Source organism: Acinetobacter sp. 231_lipA (assembly GCF_058243005.1).
This window is the reverse complement of sequence record NZ_JBZAYU010000001.1, coordinates 3468225-3484430: the sequence shown is the minus strand read 5'-3', so window position 1 is coordinate 3484430 and position 16206 is coordinate 3468225. Positions and strand designations below refer to the sequence as shown.

Annotated in this window: 21 protein-coding genes; 20 read left to right on the top strand and 1 reads right to left on the bottom strand. The window is 40.9% G+C overall.

Going from position 1 to position 16206, the window contains the following annotated elements; genetic code table 11:
* Positions 1-3: 3 nt before the first annotated feature.
* The 20 genes from lpxK to pyrF all read left to right on the top strand — a co-directional run bounded on the left by lpxK (position 4) and on the right by pyrF (position 15127).
* Positions 4-1008, top strand: a complete 1005-nt coding sequence (lpxK, locus tag AC4CUX_RS17150) for a tetraacyldisaccharide 4'-kinase (RefSeq protein WP_005401151.1) — start codon at positions 4-6, stop codon at positions 1006-1008.
* Between the two features lie 8 nt (positions 1009-1016).
* Positions 1017-1778 carry a 3-deoxy-manno-octulosonate cytidylyltransferase gene (gene kdsB, locus AC4CUX_RS17145; RefSeq protein ID WP_005401152.1) on the top strand — a complete coding sequence of 254 codons (762 nt, stop codon included), beginning with the start codon at positions 1017-1019 and terminating at the stop codon, positions 1776-1778.
* 19 nt (positions 1779-1797) lie between these two features.
* Complete coding sequence (locus AC4CUX_RS17140) at positions 1798-2781, top strand: DNA polymerase III delta subunit-related protein (RefSeq protein ID WP_005401153.1); 984 nt, start codon at positions 1798-1800, stop codon at positions 2779-2781.
* Positions 2782-2795: 14 nt separating this feature from the next.
* On the top strand, positions 2796-3137 hold the full coding sequence (locus AC4CUX_RS17135) for a PilZ domain-containing protein (RefSeq protein ID WP_005401154.1): 342 nt from the start codon (positions 2796-2798) through the stop codon (positions 3135-3137).
* 26 nt (positions 3138-3163) lie between these two features.
* Positions 3164-3937 carry a TatD family hydrolase gene (locus tag AC4CUX_RS17130; RefSeq protein ID WP_005401155.1) on the top strand — a complete coding sequence of 258 codons (774 nt, stop codon included), beginning with the start codon at positions 3164-3166 and terminating at the stop codon, positions 3935-3937.
* A 45-nt stretch (positions 3938-3982) separates the two neighbouring features.
* Positions 3983-4597 (top strand): TetR/AcrR family transcriptional regulator, encoded by a 615-nt coding sequence (locus tag AC4CUX_RS17125; protein WP_004696845.1) that lies wholly within the window; start codon positions 3983-3985, stop codon positions 4595-4597.
* Positions 4598-4609: 12 nt separating this feature from the next.
* Positions 4610-5179, top strand: a complete 570-nt coding sequence (locus AC4CUX_RS17120; protein WP_010326852.1) for a type II secretion system protein — start codon at positions 4610-4612, stop codon at positions 5177-5179.
* Between the two features lie 34 nt (positions 5180-5213).
* Positions 5214-5615: a type IV pilus modification PilV family protein gene (locus tag AC4CUX_RS17115; RefSeq protein WP_005401157.1), complete on the top strand. Its 402-nt coding sequence runs from the start codon at positions 5214-5216 to the stop codon at positions 5613-5615.
* Positions 5612-6232 (top strand): type II secretion system minor pseudopilin GspJ, encoded by a 621-nt coding sequence (gene gspJ / locus AC4CUX_RS17110; RefSeq protein ID WP_005401158.1) that lies wholly within the window; start codon positions 5612-5614, stop codon positions 6230-6232. The genes AC4CUX_RS17115 and gspJ overlap by 4 nt, the downstream gene beginning before the upstream one ends.
* A gap of 78 nt (positions 6233-6310) precedes the next feature.
* Positions 6311-7261: a type II secretion system minor pseudopilin GspK gene (gene gspK / locus AC4CUX_RS17105; protein ID WP_010326849.1), complete on the top strand. Its 951-nt coding sequence runs from the start codon at positions 6311-6313 to the stop codon at positions 7259-7261.
* 122 nt (positions 7262-7383) lie between these two features.
* On the top strand, positions 7384-7980 hold the full coding sequence (locus tag AC4CUX_RS17100; protein WP_004696854.1) for a 6-pyruvoyl trahydropterin synthase family protein: 597 nt from the start codon (positions 7384-7386) through the stop codon (positions 7978-7980).
* 41 nt (positions 7981-8021) lie between these two features.
* Positions 8022-8735: a uracil-DNA glycosylase gene (ung, locus tag AC4CUX_RS17095; protein ID WP_004696856.1), complete on the top strand. Its 714-nt coding sequence runs from the start codon at positions 8022-8024 to the stop codon at positions 8733-8735.
* Complete coding sequence (locus AC4CUX_RS17090) at positions 8732-9853, top strand: enoyl-CoA hydratase/isomerase family protein (RefSeq protein WP_005401160.1); 1122 nt, start codon at positions 8732-8734, stop codon at positions 9851-9853. The genes ung and AC4CUX_RS17090 overlap by 4 nt, the downstream gene beginning before the upstream one ends.
* A 5-nt stretch (positions 9854-9858) precedes the next feature.
* On the top strand, positions 9859-10359 hold the full coding sequence (gene tadA / locus AC4CUX_RS17085; RefSeq protein WP_005401161.1) for a tRNA adenosine(34) deaminase TadA: 501 nt from the start codon (positions 9859-9861) through the stop codon (positions 10357-10359).
* Between the two features lie 75 nt (positions 10360-10434).
* A complete protein-coding gene (locus tag AC4CUX_RS17080; RefSeq protein ID WP_004696860.1) occupies positions 10435-10866 on the top strand; it encodes an SRPBCC family protein in 432 nt (143 codons plus the stop codon).
* 17 nt (positions 10867-10883) lie between these two features.
* Positions 10884-11567, top strand: a complete 684-nt coding sequence (gene cmk, locus AC4CUX_RS17075; protein WP_005401162.1) for a (d)CMP kinase — start codon at positions 10884-10886, stop codon at positions 11565-11567.
* Between the two features lie 113 nt (positions 11568-11680).
* The gene (gene rpsA / locus AC4CUX_RS17070) at positions 11681-13357 is read left to right on the top strand and encodes a 30S ribosomal protein S1 (protein ID WP_004696863.1); all 1677 of its coding nucleotides are present in this window, start codon (positions 11681-11683) and stop codon (positions 13355-13357) included.
* 161 nt (positions 13358-13518) lie between these two features.
* Positions 13519-13824 (top strand): integration host factor subunit beta, encoded by a 306-nt coding sequence (locus AC4CUX_RS17065; RefSeq protein ID WP_004696865.1) that lies wholly within the window; start codon positions 13519-13521, stop codon positions 13822-13824.
* Between the two features lie 17 nt (positions 13825-13841).
* On the top strand, positions 13842-14207 hold the full coding sequence (locus tag AC4CUX_RS17060) for a lipopolysaccharide assembly protein LapA domain-containing protein (RefSeq protein ID WP_004696867.1): 366 nt from the start codon (positions 13842-13844) through the stop codon (positions 14205-14207).
* A 239-nt stretch (positions 14208-14446) separates the two neighbouring features.
* Positions 14447-15127 carry an orotidine-5'-phosphate decarboxylase gene (gene pyrF, locus AC4CUX_RS17055; protein ID WP_004696869.1) on the top strand — a complete coding sequence of 227 codons (681 nt, stop codon included), beginning with the start codon at positions 14447-14449 and terminating at the stop codon, positions 15125-15127.
* A gap of 128 nt (positions 15128-15255) precedes the next feature.
* Here the strand turns inward: pyrF and AC4CUX_RS17050 are convergent, their stop codons facing one another.
* The gene (locus AC4CUX_RS17050; RefSeq protein WP_005401163.1) at positions 15256-16164 is read right to left on the bottom strand and encodes a LysO family transporter; all 909 of its coding nucleotides are present in this window, start codon (positions 16162-16164) and stop codon (positions 15256-15258) included.
* Positions 16165-16206: the final 42 nt, after the last annotated feature.

The following is a 16206-nucleotide window of genomic DNA, read 5'->3' as shown; positions in this document are numbered from 1 at the left end:
GTCATGTCAGGTGCACAGTTTATTCAGGATGCTTGGAACTCACAGGCAAAGTGGTTAATTGTGCTTCGTCCGTTGTCTTGGTTATATAGAGGTGGTTTTCTTTTAAACCGTAAGTTGTATCGGTGCAATATTAAAAAAGCCTATACGGCTCCTGTACCTGTCATGATAATTGGTAATATTACCGTGGGTGGGAGTGGTAAAACCCCTTTGCTCATTCATTTGGTGAGTTATCTGCGAAGTAAGAATATTCGAGTGGGTGTGATCAGTCGTGGTTATGGTGCCAAAGGCCCATTTCCGACTATGGTAGATCTCAACTCATTGCCTGAAAATGTAGGTGATGAACCGACACTCATCGTGCAATCTACTGGTGTACCGATGGCAGTGGGTCCAAATCGCCAAGAAAGTATTGAACTGCTTTTATCTCACTATCCCATTGATTTGATCATTAGTGATGATGGACTGCAACATTGGGCATTGAATCGCCAAATTGAATGGATTGTCCTAGATAATAATCGTGGACTAGGCAATGAAAAGTTATTGCCCGAAGGTTATTTACGAGAGCCAAAGTCTAGACTAGATCAAGGCATAGTAATCGAACATGCAGATCGTCCTACACGTGCTATGCACATGCACTTAGAAGTTGCAGAGCCTTACCTGTTAAACAGTACTGAAGCTAAAGCATTCAATCCGCAAGATGATTTTTATGCGGTCGTGGGGATAGGTTTTCCGCAGCGTTTTTATCGTACTTTAGAGTGTATGGGAGTGCAGAAGTTCCAGTGTCATGAGTTTGCTGATCATTATGAATATGAGTTAGAGGATTTGGTCTTTGATGATGCCAATCCCGTCATTACCACTGAAAAAGATGCAGTGAAAATTTTAGCGCTGCTCAAACAAAACCCGAGTTTTGCCCGCGATATTTGGGTTGTTCCTGTCGATGCGGTGTTATCGACAGCGTGTTATGACACCTTACATCAACAGCTCGCCGCTGTAGGTATTGAAATTTCTTAAGGTCTATTATGAAGCATATTGTTATTCCTGCGCGTTTTGCGAGCACACGTTTATCTGGAAAACCACTTCTTAAAATTCATGGTCGTGAAATGATTTTAAGGGTCGTTGATCAGGCGAAGAAAGTGGAAGGTTTTGATGATCTCTGCGTCGCAACGGATGATCAGCGAATTTATGATCTTTGCATGGTTGAAGGCGTGGATGTAGTGTTGACCTCAGCGGACCATCCTTCGGGAACAGACCGCCTAAGTGAGGTGGCGAAAATTAAGGGTTGGGCCAGTGAAGATATCATTGTCAATGTTCAAGGTGATGAGCCTTTATTGCCGGCGGCTTTGGTCAAGCAAGTCGCGCAACTTTTAGAGTCACAAGTCGATTGTTCAATGTCGACCTTGTGCGAACCAATTCAGCAGTTAGATGAATTTAAACGCGACAGTATTGTTAAAGTGGTGATGTCGAATTACAAACAAGCACTTTACTTTAGTCGCGCCACTATTCCATATGACCGTGATGCTGCAAAGCAAGTGCAACAAACGTTGCATAACCAAGCCTTCCGTCATTTGGGCCTGTATGCTTACCGCGTGAAATTGCTCCAAGAGTATGTGACATGGGATATGGGTACACTTGAAAAGCTCGAAAGCTTAGAGCAACTGCGTGTTTTGGAAAATGGACATCGTATTGCCATTGATATCGCAGAAGCGAACTTACCACCAGGTGTGGATACACAAGAAGATTTAGATCGTTTAAATGCCATGGATGTGGCTCATTTTGCATAATAGAACTTAGGTCATCTACATGAAACAAACGCTGCCTGAGCAGATTTATCCGTGGCATCAAAATATTTGGGAAACTTTAACTACGCGCTTTCCTAATATTGGTCATGGCTTATTGTTTTATGGCAAAAAAGGTTGTGGTAAAGAGATTTTTGCTGAGCAGTTTCTTGCTTGGGTCTTATGTGCGAAGCGGCAGCCAAATCATTTGGCCTGTGGGGAGTGTGGAAGTTGTCAGTGGTTAAAGGCGGATACACACCCCAATTATGTGCACATCACTACCGATGAAGACAATAAGAAACAAAATGTCAAGATCAAAATTGAGAAAATTCGTGATCTGCTGCCTTTTGTACAGCAAACGGTAGATGGTTGGCGCGTCATCATTATTGAACCAGCCGAAGCTTTAAATACAGCTTCAGCCAATGCTTTATTGAAAACGCTTGAAGAACCAGGTGATCGTGTTGTTATCATTTTATTGGCAGATCATTATTTAAAACTGCCTGCAACCATTCGCAGTCGTTTGCAACATTTTGCTTTGGATCGCATAAATGAACAGCAAGCAGAGCAATTTTTAAATCAGCATTTGTCCCATAGCGATTTGGCACAGCAACATTTGTTGATGAATTTGTCTAATCATATGCCGTTACAGGCAATTACATTGTCCGAGAGTGAATGGATTCCTCAACGTGCTGAATTTTTAAAAGATTGGCAAAAGTTGGTGATGGATAAAAATATGCCGATGGCAATTGCAACCAAGTGGAATAAAGTGCTGGCATTTAGTGATTTTAGTCAAATGTTTGAGTACTTGTTGTCAGATTTGATTTGTGTCAAGCTAAATCAGCAATTAAAAAACACTGATTTGGATTTTAGTGTGCTGGCAGAGCGGTATTCACTTGAAACTTTGTTTTCAATTTATGCTGAGTTGCAACAGTCAAAACAATATATTGAACAAAACGTACAAACTAATTTAGTGCTCGACCAATTGTGTATTCGGTTGATGGATGTTTAAAACAGGGGAATTTTATGCAACCACGTATGGGCGGAATCATTCAAGCCAATATTCCAGATAAAGCAACGTTATATGCAAGCTACATGCCTTTTGTAGTTGGTGGTGGTTTATTTATTCCATCCAAACAACCTGTAAAGATGGGAGAGGAGGTCTTTGTTTTGGCAACATTGCCAGAACAAGCACAGAAAATTCCTCTCACAGGTAAAGTGATTTGGATTTCGCAAAAGCAAAATGGAATCAAACTCCAAGGATTTGGTATTCAACTTTCTGGGGAGAAAGGGGTTTATTACAAATCAGAAGCGGAAAAGTTGCTTGCAGGTATTAAGTCTGAAGGGCGAACTAGTTACACTATGTAATTAAGTATATGAAGTAGGAAACGCCTGTGTTTGTAGATACACACTGCCATTTAACCATGCTAGATTTAACCCCTTATGATGGGGATTTAGATTTGGCATTAGCGCAGGCACGTGAAGCGGGCGTTCATCGCTTTATGAGTATTTCAGTCGACATTGATGATCATATAGAACTGGCAAAAATAGCTGCGCGTCATAATGATGTCGGTTATAGCGTCGGGGTACATCCTTGTGAAGATCCTGAAACCATGGCTCGTGCAACCACAGACTATTTAATTGAGTTGGCACAGCCTGAAAAAGTTTGGGCAATTGGTGAGACTGGGCTCGATTATTTTCATAGTACAGATTTCATCGCTGAGCAAAAAGACTGTTTTGCACGACATATTCATGCTTCACAAGCTGTAAAAAAACCAGTTGTTGTGCATACCCGTTCTGCCAAGCACGATACTGTCGATATTATTCGCGCCGAAAAATCGACCCATGGTATTTTGCATTGCTTTACAGAAGACTGGGAAACGGCCAAAGCTGTCTTAGACTGCGGTTACTATGTGTCATTTTCAGGGATTGTATCTTTTAAAAATGCGCAAGACCTGCGTGATGTGGCGAAGCAAGTTCCTTTAGATCGCCTATTAATTGAGACGGATAGTCCTTATTTGGCACCGATGCCATATAGAGGAAAGTCTAATGAGCCAAAGTACGTTCCTTATGTAGCCAAAGCCTTGGCAGATGTATATGATAAGTCCTTGGAAGAGATGGCTTTCATCACAACACAGAACTTTGAAAACCTTCTCAACATGAAGTAAATAAATTGAAACGATAAAAGCGTATAAGAGAGTACTAGGGTGAAAATGGATCGTCAGGCTCAGTTTCGAGCAAGAGAAGCGTTAATTTTCCAAGTGGCTGAACAGTTGCTTTTAGAGAATGGCGAAGCAGGGATGACCCTTGATGCATTGGCTGCGGAATTAGATCTAGCAAAAGGTACGCTCTATAAACATTTTCAAAGTAAAGATGAACTCTATATGTTGCTCATTATTCGTAATGAGCAAATGTTGCTTGAAATGATTAAAGATACAGACAAGCAGTTCCCTGAACATCTTGCTTTTTTTATGTTACATCATTTGCATCATCCTGAACGCACGGTGCTGTTTCATCAAATAGAAGAGCGATTATCGACAACGGGTGTTGGGATCTATCATTTATTTACTGAGCTTTATCAAATTCGAAAGCAACGTCTACGTTTAATTATCCGTATGACCGAGCGGTATTTGGAGTCGATAGAAAGTCAAATGACAGTTCGTGATTATTTGGCATCGATTTGGTCTTTAACGCATGGTGCAGCTGCGATTTTGAACTCTAGTTTTTATCAACGGTATTTGGGTTCGCGTGATACTTTGCGCGTGGCCTACATTGACCAAGCTCTGGCGATGCCTAAACAAACGGGCGCAGCAGGATATCTTGCTTAGCGGATAGGATGTATGAAACAGAAACCACCTTCAAGGATTCAAGGATTTACACTGGTTGAATTGATGGTGGTTATTGTTATTATGGCCATTATGGCGTCATTGGTGATGTTGAATATCAATGGGGTCGATCAACGTAAAGCAGCGCAAGCCCGTGATTTTTTTATCATGGATGTACAGAAAATTGCACGTGAGGCAAATGATCAAGCACGTGTTTTGGCACTAGAGGTTCATCCTGCGACCGATGTGGCTGATTTTTCTTATGCTGTTGTTGAATATAAAAATCCTCAATTTACCATACCCACAGAACAACAAAATAATGCAATGCTGAATCATCAAAAATGGCAAAAATATAATGAGTTCCCGCAGCAAGTGTTAGCCAAAAATGTTTCTTTTGCTGTGCAATCCTTAGATTATGATGTTTCCCCAGCCCGAAACGATGATTTAACCCAAGAGAGTGCACCTAAACTGATTTGGTTGGGGAATGGCGAAGCAAAACCTGTTCGTATTCAATTTTATTATGCCAATGAGCCCGTGGGTGCAGAAATTGAAATTGATCATTTGGGTAAAATAAATGCGAGCTAAAGATTTAAAGAATAGTCTGCCAGCTTGCGCTCGGATGAAACATTATTTCATTAATCCTCACTCAGGATTTACATTGCTGGAAGTGATGGTGGCACTGGCTATTTTTGCTACAACAGCGGTCGCTTTAACCAAAGTGGGTATGCAATATACTCAGTCTACTGGACATGCGATTTTACGTACTAAGTCACAATTTGTTGCCTTGAATGAAATTTCGATGATGGAAATCAATCGTGATTGGCTACAAGGCACGGCCTCTAAACAAATCACCCAACAAGGTGAAACTTGGCAAATTGATAAATCAGCGCAAGCAACGATCAGTACTAATGTGCAACGCGTCAATGTACAAGTGAGCTTGGTGAATACTGAAACTGGAAAAGTAGATTCGGGTGTTACGAGTTTAGTTTTTTTCAACCATCGTGATGGAAGCCAACCATGAAAAAACGCTCAGGCTTTACTTTGGTTGAGTTATTGGTGGCAATCGCGATTTTTGCTGTGCTTTCAGCTTTGGGTTGGAAGGTTTTTGATTATCTGATCAAGATTAAAGAGCGTAATACCCAACATGAACAGCGCTTAGGTCAGCTACAAGAAGCATATCAACAAGTGTTACGTGACACTGTGCAAATTGTACCAGTTACTGCCAATGTTGCGGGGCAGGTTCAACCCGCAGTCATGTTGCAAAATGGTCAGTTGACCTTTAGTAAAACTGGCGTGACTGATCCTTTAATGCAAGGCATACCGCCTGAAGAGCGAGTTGAATATATTTACAAAGCAGATGAAAAAAAACTGTACCGTTATAAATATAAAAATTTAAATCAAACCGGTAATGATCAACCAGAAACCAGTGTTTTACTTGATTCAGTTGATCAATTTCAAATTATGTTACTCAATCCCAATGAAATGGCACAATGGCCTGAGGTGGCATTGAGTGAAAATGATGTAACTCAGGCAAAAATACTACCGCGCGGTTTAAAAATAAACCTCACTGTCAATGAAGTGAGTTATGAATGGGTGTTTAGTTTATTAAATACAGACTTTTTAAAACAAAAAAATTAAGTTGCAGGATATGAAACTCACGGACTCTATGCAAAACCATTTTTCCTTAAATGTCTTCGTTGTAAATAGGTGGATGTTTTGAAGCGCTCTCAGCATGGCATTGCATTGATCACCATTTTGGTGATGGTGGCTTTAGCAACCATCCTTGCGGCTACGATTGCGCAACATCAGCGCAATACCGCAGAGAGTACGGGTTATTTAATGCGACAAAACCAAGCTCTGTTATACGCAAAAAGTGCTGAAGCTTTTTTTTCTGAGCTGTTGGTGGATGATGCTCAAAATGCAGCAGAGGTCGATCATCTACAAGAAACGTGGGCGAAGCCCATGCCTGCTTTTCCAGTGGAAGATGGTTTTGTTTCTGGGCGTTTAGAAGATGAGTCAGGAAAATTTAATTTAAATGCTTTAGTTAAGTCGGATAAAAAGCCGAATGAGGCTGCAAAACTTTGGTTTGAAAAACTGTTGGTACGTGTGGGGTTGCCTGCGCAACTTTCAGAAGCAGTGATTGATTGGCAAGATGAAGATGATGAAGTCAGTGGGCCGATGGGTGCTGAATCTGCTTATTATCAAAGTTTAGCTCAGGGTTACTTGGCGCCAAATCGTGCTTTTTATAATGTTGAACAGTTGAAGTTGGTGCGTGGGTTTGAGGGGCGTAACTATCAACTGATTGCACCTTATGTGAGTGCTTTGCCGAATAATGAATTAAAGGTGAATGTAAATACTGCACCTGCACTGGTGTTGGCTAGCATTGATCCTAAGTTGGATGTATCTGCTATTCAAAATTTACAAAAGCAAAGACAGGCCAATCTGGAGCATTTTTCCAATGTTAATGAACTATGGGAGGTTGATCCATTTAAACAAGTGGACGAGGCTCAGCGGGCTGCTGTTAATGATTTTCTCGGGGTTCAATCGAACTATTTTAAAGCTAGAATTGAAGTATTGCTGAGTGAGCGTAAGCGTCAGTTTAGTGCTGATTTGGTGCGAAAAGATCAGGCGGTATATGTGGCCTATCGGAGCATGTCAGCGTTTTAAAGGATAGATATAAGACTGATATGATTTACCAATTGGATTGAACAATAAAATAAATGAGCATAGGTTTACTTTTGCTTTATAATTAAAGTCAATTCTCAGAAAGTTTGATTGCATTACGGCATATGTTAATTCGTAAGTTATTTAAGTTTGAAAATGCCCATATTGTACGTAACTGTACATCGGATCGTTGTAAACGCTCCATTCATGGTCACAGTTATAAAGTTGAATTACTCCTCAAAGCATCGAAATTAGATCATGGTCAAATGGTTTATGATTTTGGCTTGCTGAAAGGGGTGATTAAAGACCTTTATGACTCTTTTGATCATGCGATTTGTTTTTGGCAAAACGACGATCCAGAATATATCCAAGCATGTAAAACATTTAGTGCACGTTGGGTGTCGCTGCCTGTTTCGCCATCGGCTGAACAATTTTCACGTATTTTCTTTTATCTTGCACAGCAAGTACTCGCGTCGACCGTGACTCAAAACGGTGAAGGCGATGTGGAAGTGTACTCGGTGATTGTGCATGAGACTGATACGGGCTATGCGCAGAGTTTTATTGAAGATATTGAAAATACACAGATGGGGCTTTTAGATTTAAGCCAGATCGAGTTTTCAGAACAAATCCAAGCGGAATGGGCGGATACTGAAATGTATACCAAATTAAAAGAAGGTATCCAATTTCACAATCCGAATGTAGAATTGCAAGTCAAACTGTGAAATTTGTCACGGAATATACAGTAAGGGAATAAGGCGCAAGTATGTCTTTAACAGAACAACAGCAAACCAAGCTTGATAAAATTCAGCTGGATGCCAGTTGGAAACATGGATTAAGTGACTTTTTGCTTAGTACTAAGATGGATGCGTTAAAGCAGTTTCTTGTTACAGAAATAAAAGCGAATAAAGTGATTTATCCGCCAAATGCGCTGATTTTTAATGCATTTAATACGACGCCTTTGGCGAATGTAAAAGTGGTAATACTCGGACAAGACCCATATCATGGGCCGAATCAGGCACATGGGCTCAGTTTCTCTGTGCAAAAGGGGCTTGCTTTACCACCATCTTTACGTAATATTTTCCATGAGTTAAATAAAGATTTAGGAATTGATATTCCTAAACATGGGGATTTAACTCGTTGGGCGCAGCAAGGCGTTTTGCTGTTGAACAGTGTATTAACCGTTGAAGCTGGTCAACCCACATCACATCAAAAACAAGGTTGGGAAGATTTTACCGATCATGTGATTGATGTTTTGAATGAACAGCGCGAACATATTGTTTTTATTCTTTGGGGAGCATATGCGCAGCGGAAAGGACAACGGATTGATCAAGAAAAGCATTTGGTGTTAAAGGCGGCACATCCGTCACCTTTGGCAGCAAATCGTGGTGGATTCTTCGGTTGTAAAGTTTTTTCAAAATCCAATAATTATCTTAAACAACATGGCATTGAGCCTATAGATTGGCAGCTGGACGCATGACATATTCTCCCGTTTCTAAAAACTACCATCCAGATTTGATTGTAGAAGAAGCAAAAAATGGTTGGCGCATTGTTCGTCTGAATAGACCAAAATCACTTCACGCTTTAGATGAAACGATTGTTTCAGTTTTATTTGAAGTGTTTCAAGATTTTCATAGCGATGACGCAGTAAAAGCCATTTGGTTGGATTCAACCACACCAAAAGCATTCTGTGCGGGTGGTGATGTACGTAAACTTCGTCAACTGGTGATTAACGATGAAGTTGAAACAGCCAATCAGTTCTTCGAGCAAGAATATGCTTTAGATTTATTACTACACAACTATGCTAAGCCTGTCTTGGTCTGGGGTGAAGGTTATGTCATGGGCGGTGGTTTAGGTCTGTTTATGGCCGCGCCATTTCGTTTGGTGACACCGCATTCACGTTTAGCGATGCCTGAAATTAATATTGGTTTGTACCCAGATGTGGGTGCAACGCGTTTCTTGGCGGATCGTGGAGCAATTGGTTTGTTCACGGGCTTAACGGGTTCAATCATGACGGCTGCGGGCGCATATGGTATTGGTTGGGCAACACACATCTGTGATGCGCAGCGTAATACGGTGCTTGAGAAAGTTATCAATATAGACTGGAGTCATTATCCAGCAGGTGATTTTAGAGCCATTGATGACACATTAAACAGTATGCATCGTCCGGTAGGCCCAGGTCCATTACAGAACTCTTTGGATGTCATTCATAGTGTATGTCGTGGTGTGAACTTCGAGCATGATTATGATGCTATTGTTGGTTTAAGTGATGCGCGTAGCGATTGGCTTCGTCAAGCCAGTGAGAACTTACAAAAAGGCTCACCAACAACTGCTGCATTAACATGGTTGCTATGGCAGTGGGGCAAGCAGGTTCATTCTTGGAATGAAGTGTTCGAGCTTGAAACCCAAATTTCGGACTGGAAAATTCGTCATGCAGACTTTGTTGAGGGTGTGCGTGCGCGTTTAGTGGATAAAGACTTGTCACCAGCATGGAAACAAGGGGCTAGTAATAGCTTAAAGGGTATTTTCGCTGGTAATCCACCAACAACGAGCATTGAAAGCTGGAATGAACTCCTTAAACATTACGATGTAATCTAATCTTTATGACTGATGTTTTAAAAATAGATAGTGAATGGATGCAGCTTGCTTTAGAGCAGGCTGCTATTGCAGCGTCAAAAGGTGAAGTCCCGGTCGGGGCAGTCATTGTGAGTCAAAATAAAATTATTGGTTCGGGCTTTAATGCGCCTATTACGCTAAATGACCCTACCGCGCATGCTGAGGTTCAAGCACTTCGCGATGCTTGCCAAAATACACAAAATTATCGTTTACCTGATGATGCGGTCATGTATGTGACGCTTGAGCCTTGTACCATGTGTGTAGGTGCTTTGGTGCATGCACGCGTTTCAAAAGTAGTATTTGGTGCGACAGAGCCGAAAGCGGGCTCTCTTATAAGTGCACGTAAATTATTTGAAACGGGCTATTATAATCATCAGTTCTTGGTTGAGTCGGGTTGTTTACATGAGCAATGCTCACAGCAGCTCAGTCACTTTTTTAAAATGCGCCGCGAACAAAAGCGACTATCCCGTCTACAAGAAAAGGGATGAATGAATTCGTAAAATAATAATTTCATGTAAAATGAAATGACAATAATTATTGTCAAATAAGGCGTTGGAACCACCATGAATAATATTCAGATTAAAAAAGAATTTAATGCACCCGTAGAGCAGGTATTTGATTTACTTTCTAAACACTCAACCTATAACGTCGCTTTTGCACCAGTTCAAGTGGTGCGAGTGAAAGATTCAGCAGATCCAGAACGTCCGGATGGACTTGGTTCTGTACGTCGTATGGGTTTTGGTCCAATTAAACCGTTGCAAGAGCAAATTACATTAATGAATGTGAATGAGCGTATTGAATACAAGATTATTAAAAATCCACTCATCAAACATCATTTGGGTATTATTGAGTTTGAGCCGATTGACTCGAATAAAACTTTAGTGACCTATACGATTGAATTACAGGCACGTGCACCTTTTGTAAGTAAATTAATCCTTGCACAGCTTAAATCTGCGATTAAACTAGGTTTTTCAAAACTCGCTAAATCTGTATAACAAACTTTGGGTAAGCAATGACAGTTCAAATAATCACAATTGATGGTCCAAGTGGTTCGGGTAAGGGCACACTAGCTGCGAAAATAGCAGCTCATTATCAATTTCATTTACTTGATTCGGGAGCGTTATATCGCTTGTTGGGCCTGTCATTGCATCAACAGGATTTGTTGGATGCTTTGTCAAGTGAATTGAGTCAATGTGTCGAAATTGCTAAACATTTAGACATACAATTTTTAAGTTCTGCACAAGGCACACAAGTCTTGCTCAATGGTGAGGATGTTAGTCAAACCATTCGAACTGAGCGAGTTGGTGAGTTTGCATCAAAAGTTGCAACAATTCCTGAGCTTAGAGCTGCGCTGGTTGATCGCCAGCATGCTTTTGCACAAGCACCGGGCTTGGTTGCAGATGGTCGAGATATGGCCACATCCATCTTTCCAGAGGCTCAAGCCAAGATTTATTTAACCGCTTCAGCCCAATCTCGTGCTGAACGCAGAGTAAAGCAGTTGCAGGGTATGGGGCTGGATGCTAAAATAAACGATATTTTAGCTAATATTGAGGCGCGTGATAAACGTGACATGGAGCGCGAAGTTGCTCCACTCAGACCAGCAACTGATGCCTACATCATTGATAGTTCTGAATTGAACATTGATGAGGTGTTTCAGCTTATGATGGCTTATATTGATAAGCAATTAGCAAACTAACGAATTTTTATATTCAGCAGAAGCATAGCTTGATCAGTTCAAAATGGACTATGTAGACGCTTAACTAAACCGGCCTTGTCTGATCCAAGACCGCTGACTTTATCAGGTATATCATGACCGAATCTTTTGCAGCCCTCTTTGAAGAAAGCGAATTAAACCTCAACGTTGAAAAGGGTGCTGTCATCCAAGGCGTTGTAGTAAACATCGATTCTGATTGGGTAACAGTTGACACTGGCCTTAAATCAGAAGGTATTGTTGACCGCGCTGAATTCTTAAATGAACAACGCGAACTTGAAGTTCAAGTTGGCGACACTGTTGATGTTGTTGTTGAAGCGCTTGACAACGGCATGGGTCAAACAGTTTTATCACGTGAAAAAGCGAAACGTGCTGAAACTTGGACTAAACTTGAAAAAATCTTTGAAGACGGCGAAATCGTTACTGGTGTTATCTCTGGTAAAGTTAAAGGCGGTTTCACTGTTGACATCGGTCCAGTTCGTGCGTTCCTTCCAGGTTCTTTAGTTGATACTCGTCCTATTCGTGATACTACTCACTTAGAAGGTAAAGAGTTAGAATTTAAAGTAATCAAACTTGATGCTAAACGTAACAACGTTGTTGTATCTCGTCGTGCTGTTATGGAAGCTGAATCTTCAGCTGACCGTGAAGCTCTTCTTGCTCAGCTTGAAGAAGGTCAAACAGTTACTGGTACTATCAAAAATCTTACTGACTACGGCGCATTCGTTGACCTTGGCGGTATTGATGGTCTTCTTCACATCACTGACATGGCTTGGAAGCGTATCAAGCACCCATCAGAAGTTGTTGAAGTTGGTCAAGAAGTTACTGTTAAAGTACTTAAGTTTGACAAAGAACGTAACCGCGTATCTTTAGGTCTTAAGCAATTAGGCGAAGATCCATGGTTAGCGATCATGAACCGTTACCCTAAAGGTTCAATCGTTAAAGCTCGCGTAACTAACTTAACTGACTACGGCTGTTTCGCAGAAATCGCTGAAGGCGTTGAAGGTTTAGTACACGTTTCTGAAATGGACCACACGAACAAAAACATCCACCCATCTAAAGTTGTTCAGATTGGTGATGAAGTTGATGTTATGGTTCTTGAAGTTGACGAAGAGCGTCGTCGTATTTCTCTTGGTATCAAACAAACTCGTGCTAACCCATGGGAAGAGTTTGCTAAGAATCACGACAAAGGTGAAAAAGTTTCAGGTACGATCAAGTCAATCACTGACTTCGGTATCTTCATCGGTTTACCAGGCGGTATCGATGGTCTAGTTCACTTGTCTGACATTTCTTGGAACGAACAAGGCGAAGAAGCTATCCGTCGTTACAAGAAGGGTGACACAGTTGAAGCGGTTATCTTGTCTGTAGACGCTGAAGGCAACCGTATCAGCCTTGGCATTAAGCAAATGAACAGCGATCCGTTCAACGATTTCTTAGCTGCTAACGAACGCGGTGCACTTGTAAAAGGTACTGTAACTGCTGTTGACGCTCGTGGCGCAACACTTAAGTTAGCTGACGAAGTTGAAGCGACTCTTAAAGCATCTGAAATCAACCGCGACCGCGTTGAAGATGCAACTAAGTTCCTTGAAGTTGGTCAAGAAGTTGAAGCGAAAATCATCAACGTAGATCGTAAATCTCGCTCTATCAACTTGTCTATCAAAGCGAAAGACGAAGCTGAAGAGAAAGAAGCAGTTGCTAACTTGAAGACAGCAACTACTGGTCAAGACAATGGTCCTAAGACTATTGGTGATTTGATCAAAGCTCAAATGGGCAACTAAGTAGATGTTTGAATTGTATTGTTAATGTAAGTTAACTAATACTTTTTACACAAATACAATAAACGGTAGCGTAGTATTCACTTATTACGCTACCGTTTTGTATTTAAACAGGTTATTATCAATCTATCTACAAGGTAGCTTGATAATTAAAGAGGTCGCAGATGACTACTGAAGCACTTAATAAGTCTGACTTAATAGAGCGTATTTCTCTTAAAAACCCGCACTTAGCAGAGCCATTAGTGGAAGAAGCTGTTAAGATTATGATTGATCAAATGATTGCATCTTTGTCTTCAGATAATCGTATTGAAATTCGTGGTTTTGGTAGTTTTGCACTCCATCACCGTGAGCCTCGTGTTGGGCGTAATCCTAAAACGGGTAAGTCGGTAGAAGTGGCTGCTAAAGCTGTTCCACATTTCAAACCAGGTAAAGCATTACGTGATGCAGTAAACGAGACTGCAGGCGAATAAAATTTATTGGGGTGCTTATGCGTTACGTATTATTCGCATTATTAATTGTACTGTTTGGCTACTGCCTAGCTTTGGTACTACAAAACGGAACTGAGCTAACCGTTGATCTGTTGTTTATACAGGTTCCAGCAATGCGTTTAGGTCTATTGTTATTATTGACAATGGCTTTAGGGATTGTGTTGGGTTTATTAATTGGTGTTCAGGTATTTCGTGTATTCCAGAAAGGTTGGGAAATTAAGCGACTACGTAAAGACATTGATCACCTTCGTAAAGAGCAGATTCAATCCGCTCAGCTGGCTGCTGCTGAAGCTGCAGCACATACAAGACATGAAAAAACGGTGTTAGATATCAATCCTAATGATCGTCCATCTACACCGCTTTAAGCCACAATATGCAGTAAGATTTCTATCTTAGAAGTATTGAAGCAAGTTTGATTTAAACGCCTTTGGATATATAGCCAAAGGCGTTTTTTATTGTGCTTTAAAATATTGATAACTATATAAAAAGTATATGAATAAAGAACTTAGTTTGAATTTTAAATGGTTTTTAGAAAAATAGTCTTGGTCGTTTTAGGCTTAATCCGTATAATGCCATAATTTTGTGAGTTTGAAGGGTCTCCCCCATGAGTATTATTGTTGCCTTAGATGCAAAAAGTCATTATGACGCAATGACGATTGCTGGGCAATTAGACCCTCAATTATGCCGTGTAAAAGTCGGTAAAGAATTATTTACCCATGAAGGCTCATCTATTGTTAAAGCTTTACATGGTGAAGGCTTTGAAGTCTTTTTAGATCTAAAATTTCACGATATTCCAAATACGACTGCGCAAGCGGTATGTGCTGCTGCAGATATGGGGGTTTGGATGGTAAACGTCCATGCTTCAGGTGGCCGTAAAATGATGGAAACCTGCGTTGAGCGCTTAAAGGCTGGGAACTATAACACTCAACTGATTGCAGTAACGGTGTTAACCTCGATGGGCCGTGAAGACTTAGCTGATATTGGTCTGGATATAGAACCATTTGAACAAGTCAAACGTTTAGCAAAATTGACTAAAGACAGTGGTTTAGATGGTGTGGTATGTTCAGCACAAGAAGCAAAAATGCTGCGTGAGACTTTGGGTTCAGAGTTTGCATTGGTGACGCCGGGCATTCGCCCTGAGGGTTCAAGTGCGGATGACCAAAAGCGTATTGTAACGCCAAAACAAGCAATGTTAGACGGTGCAACACATCTAGTGATTGGTCGACCAATTACACAGTCTGCAAACCCATGTCAGATGCTCAAAGATATTTTAGCGACGCTTTAAGCGACTAGAAATCTAAAAAGCCTTTCTTTCGAAAGGCTTTTTTTATGGATTAAATTTTAAAAAGAATTGTTGGTAAGCGAGGTGGCAATAGCAAAATAAAAAGGCAGCATTTAATAGAGCGCTATACTTTACAGAGCCGCCAATACACTGACGACAATCGGTGCCAAAACTGACAGGATGAAACCGCTCACCATGGCATGTGGAATAAAGTCATTCCCACAGGCTTGTTTGACCATCGGTAGGGTGACATCCATTGCTGTAGCTCCTGCAGATGAAATCGCAGAGCGAGGGTAACGCCAGCCAATGATGTACATAAACACAATCGCAAAAATTTCTCTGAACAAATCATTCATCAGAGCAATACTGCCTAAATGTGCATTCTTTAACTCCGTGACCACAATGCCAGTCATGGAGTAGAAACCATAACCTTGAGACAACATAATCAGATCTTTTAGTTGAATGCTCGGCACAAAATAGCCAGTTACAAACGCCCCGATAATTGAACCTAGAATACAACCAAGTGGAACGAGCAGGATTTGCCAGTTCAACCATGAGCGATCTAGTGGGGAATAGGCTAAATCAAGCCCGATCAGGAACATGAAAACCAGTAACAAGTTCCATGTGCTGATATGAAGCATATAGCCGAAACTTGAAGATAGCTCTGCCAAACCATAACCCAAGGCCAGTGCGATAAATGCATAACTGATATTGATTAATGATTTGCTCACAAGGCTCATGGATACTTTGCCATGACTCGGTTGGTAGCCTAAAAGTTTAAATAATATGTAACAACAGATAAAAGCACCGATACTGGTCATAACTGCTAAAAGCGCTGCATGATTGAGTATCTGCCAAGGTTCGGCAATGCTATGCAAAGTCGTTGAAAACTCAATCGCAATTGCGATTAAGAGAATATACGTAAAATAGGGTAGGATTTGAAAGGCAAGTCGTTCAAGCCATTTGGGTAAACGACGCGCCAAAACAAATCCAAGTGCTAAACAAATAAGAAGCTGAAAAATCAACCAAAACGATTGCATGTCAAATAAAGTGTGAAAAAATACTAACTTATTATGACCGCG

Coding starts and splice junctions, on each gene's coding strand:
- lpxK (WP_005401151.1), top strand. CDS start 4: ATGTCAGGTGCACAGTTTATTCAGGATGCTTGGAACTCACAGGCAAAG.
- kdsB (WP_005401152.1), top strand. CDS start 1,017: ATGAAGCATATTGTTATTCCTGCGCGTTTTGCGAGCACACGTTTATCT.
- AC4CUX_RS17140 (WP_005401153.1), top strand. CDS start 1,798: ATGAAACAAACGCTGCCTGAGCAGATTTATCCGTGGCATCAAAATATT.
- AC4CUX_RS17135 (WP_005401154.1), top strand. CDS start 2,796: ATGCAACCACGTATGGGCGGAATCATTCAAGCCAATATTCCAGATAAA.
- AC4CUX_RS17125 (WP_004696845.1), top strand. CDS start 3,983: ATGGATCGTCAGGCTCAGTTTCGAGCAAGAGAAGCGTTAATTTTCCAA.
- AC4CUX_RS17120 (WP_010326852.1), top strand. CDS start 4,610: ATGAAACAGAAACCACCTTCAAGGATTCAAGGATTTACACTGGTTGAA.
- AC4CUX_RS17115 (WP_005401157.1), top strand. CDS start 5,214: ATGAAACATTATTTCATTAATCCTCACTCAGGATTTACATTGCTGGAA.
- gspJ (WP_005401158.1), top strand. CDS start 5,612: ATGAAAAAACGCTCAGGCTTTACTTTGGTTGAGTTATTGGTGGCAATC.
- AC4CUX_RS17100 (WP_004696854.1), top strand. CDS start 7,384: ATGTTAATTCGTAAGTTATTTAAGTTTGAAAATGCCCATATTGTACGT.
- ung (WP_004696856.1), top strand. CDS start 8,022: ATGTCTTTAACAGAACAACAGCAAACCAAGCTTGATAAAATTCAGCTG.
- AC4CUX_RS17090 (WP_005401160.1), top strand. CDS start 8,732: ATGACATATTCTCCCGTTTCTAAAAACTACCATCCAGATTTGATTGTA.
- tadA (WP_005401161.1), top strand. CDS start 9,859: ATGACTGATGTTTTAAAAATAGATAGTGAATGGATGCAGCTTGCTTTA.
- AC4CUX_RS17080 (WP_004696860.1), top strand. CDS start 10,435: ATGAATAATATTCAGATTAAAAAAGAATTTAATGCACCCGTAGAGCAG.
- cmk (WP_005401162.1), top strand. CDS start 10,884: ATGACAGTTCAAATAATCACAATTGATGGTCCAAGTGGTTCGGGTAAG.
- rpsA (WP_004696863.1), top strand. CDS start 11,681: ATGACCGAATCTTTTGCAGCCCTCTTTGAAGAAAGCGAATTAAACCTC.
- AC4CUX_RS17065 (WP_004696865.1), top strand. CDS start 13,519: ATGACTACTGAAGCACTTAATAAGTCTGACTTAATAGAGCGTATTTCT.
- AC4CUX_RS17060 (WP_004696867.1), top strand. CDS start 13,842: ATGCGTTACGTATTATTCGCATTATTAATTGTACTGTTTGGCTACTGC.
- pyrF (WP_004696869.1), top strand. CDS start 14,447: ATGAGTATTATTGTTGCCTTAGATGCAAAAAGTCATTATGACGCAATG.
- AC4CUX_RS17050 (WP_005401163.1), bottom strand. CDS start 16,164: ATGCAATCGTTTTGGTTGATTTTTCAGCTTCTTATTTGTTTAGCACTT.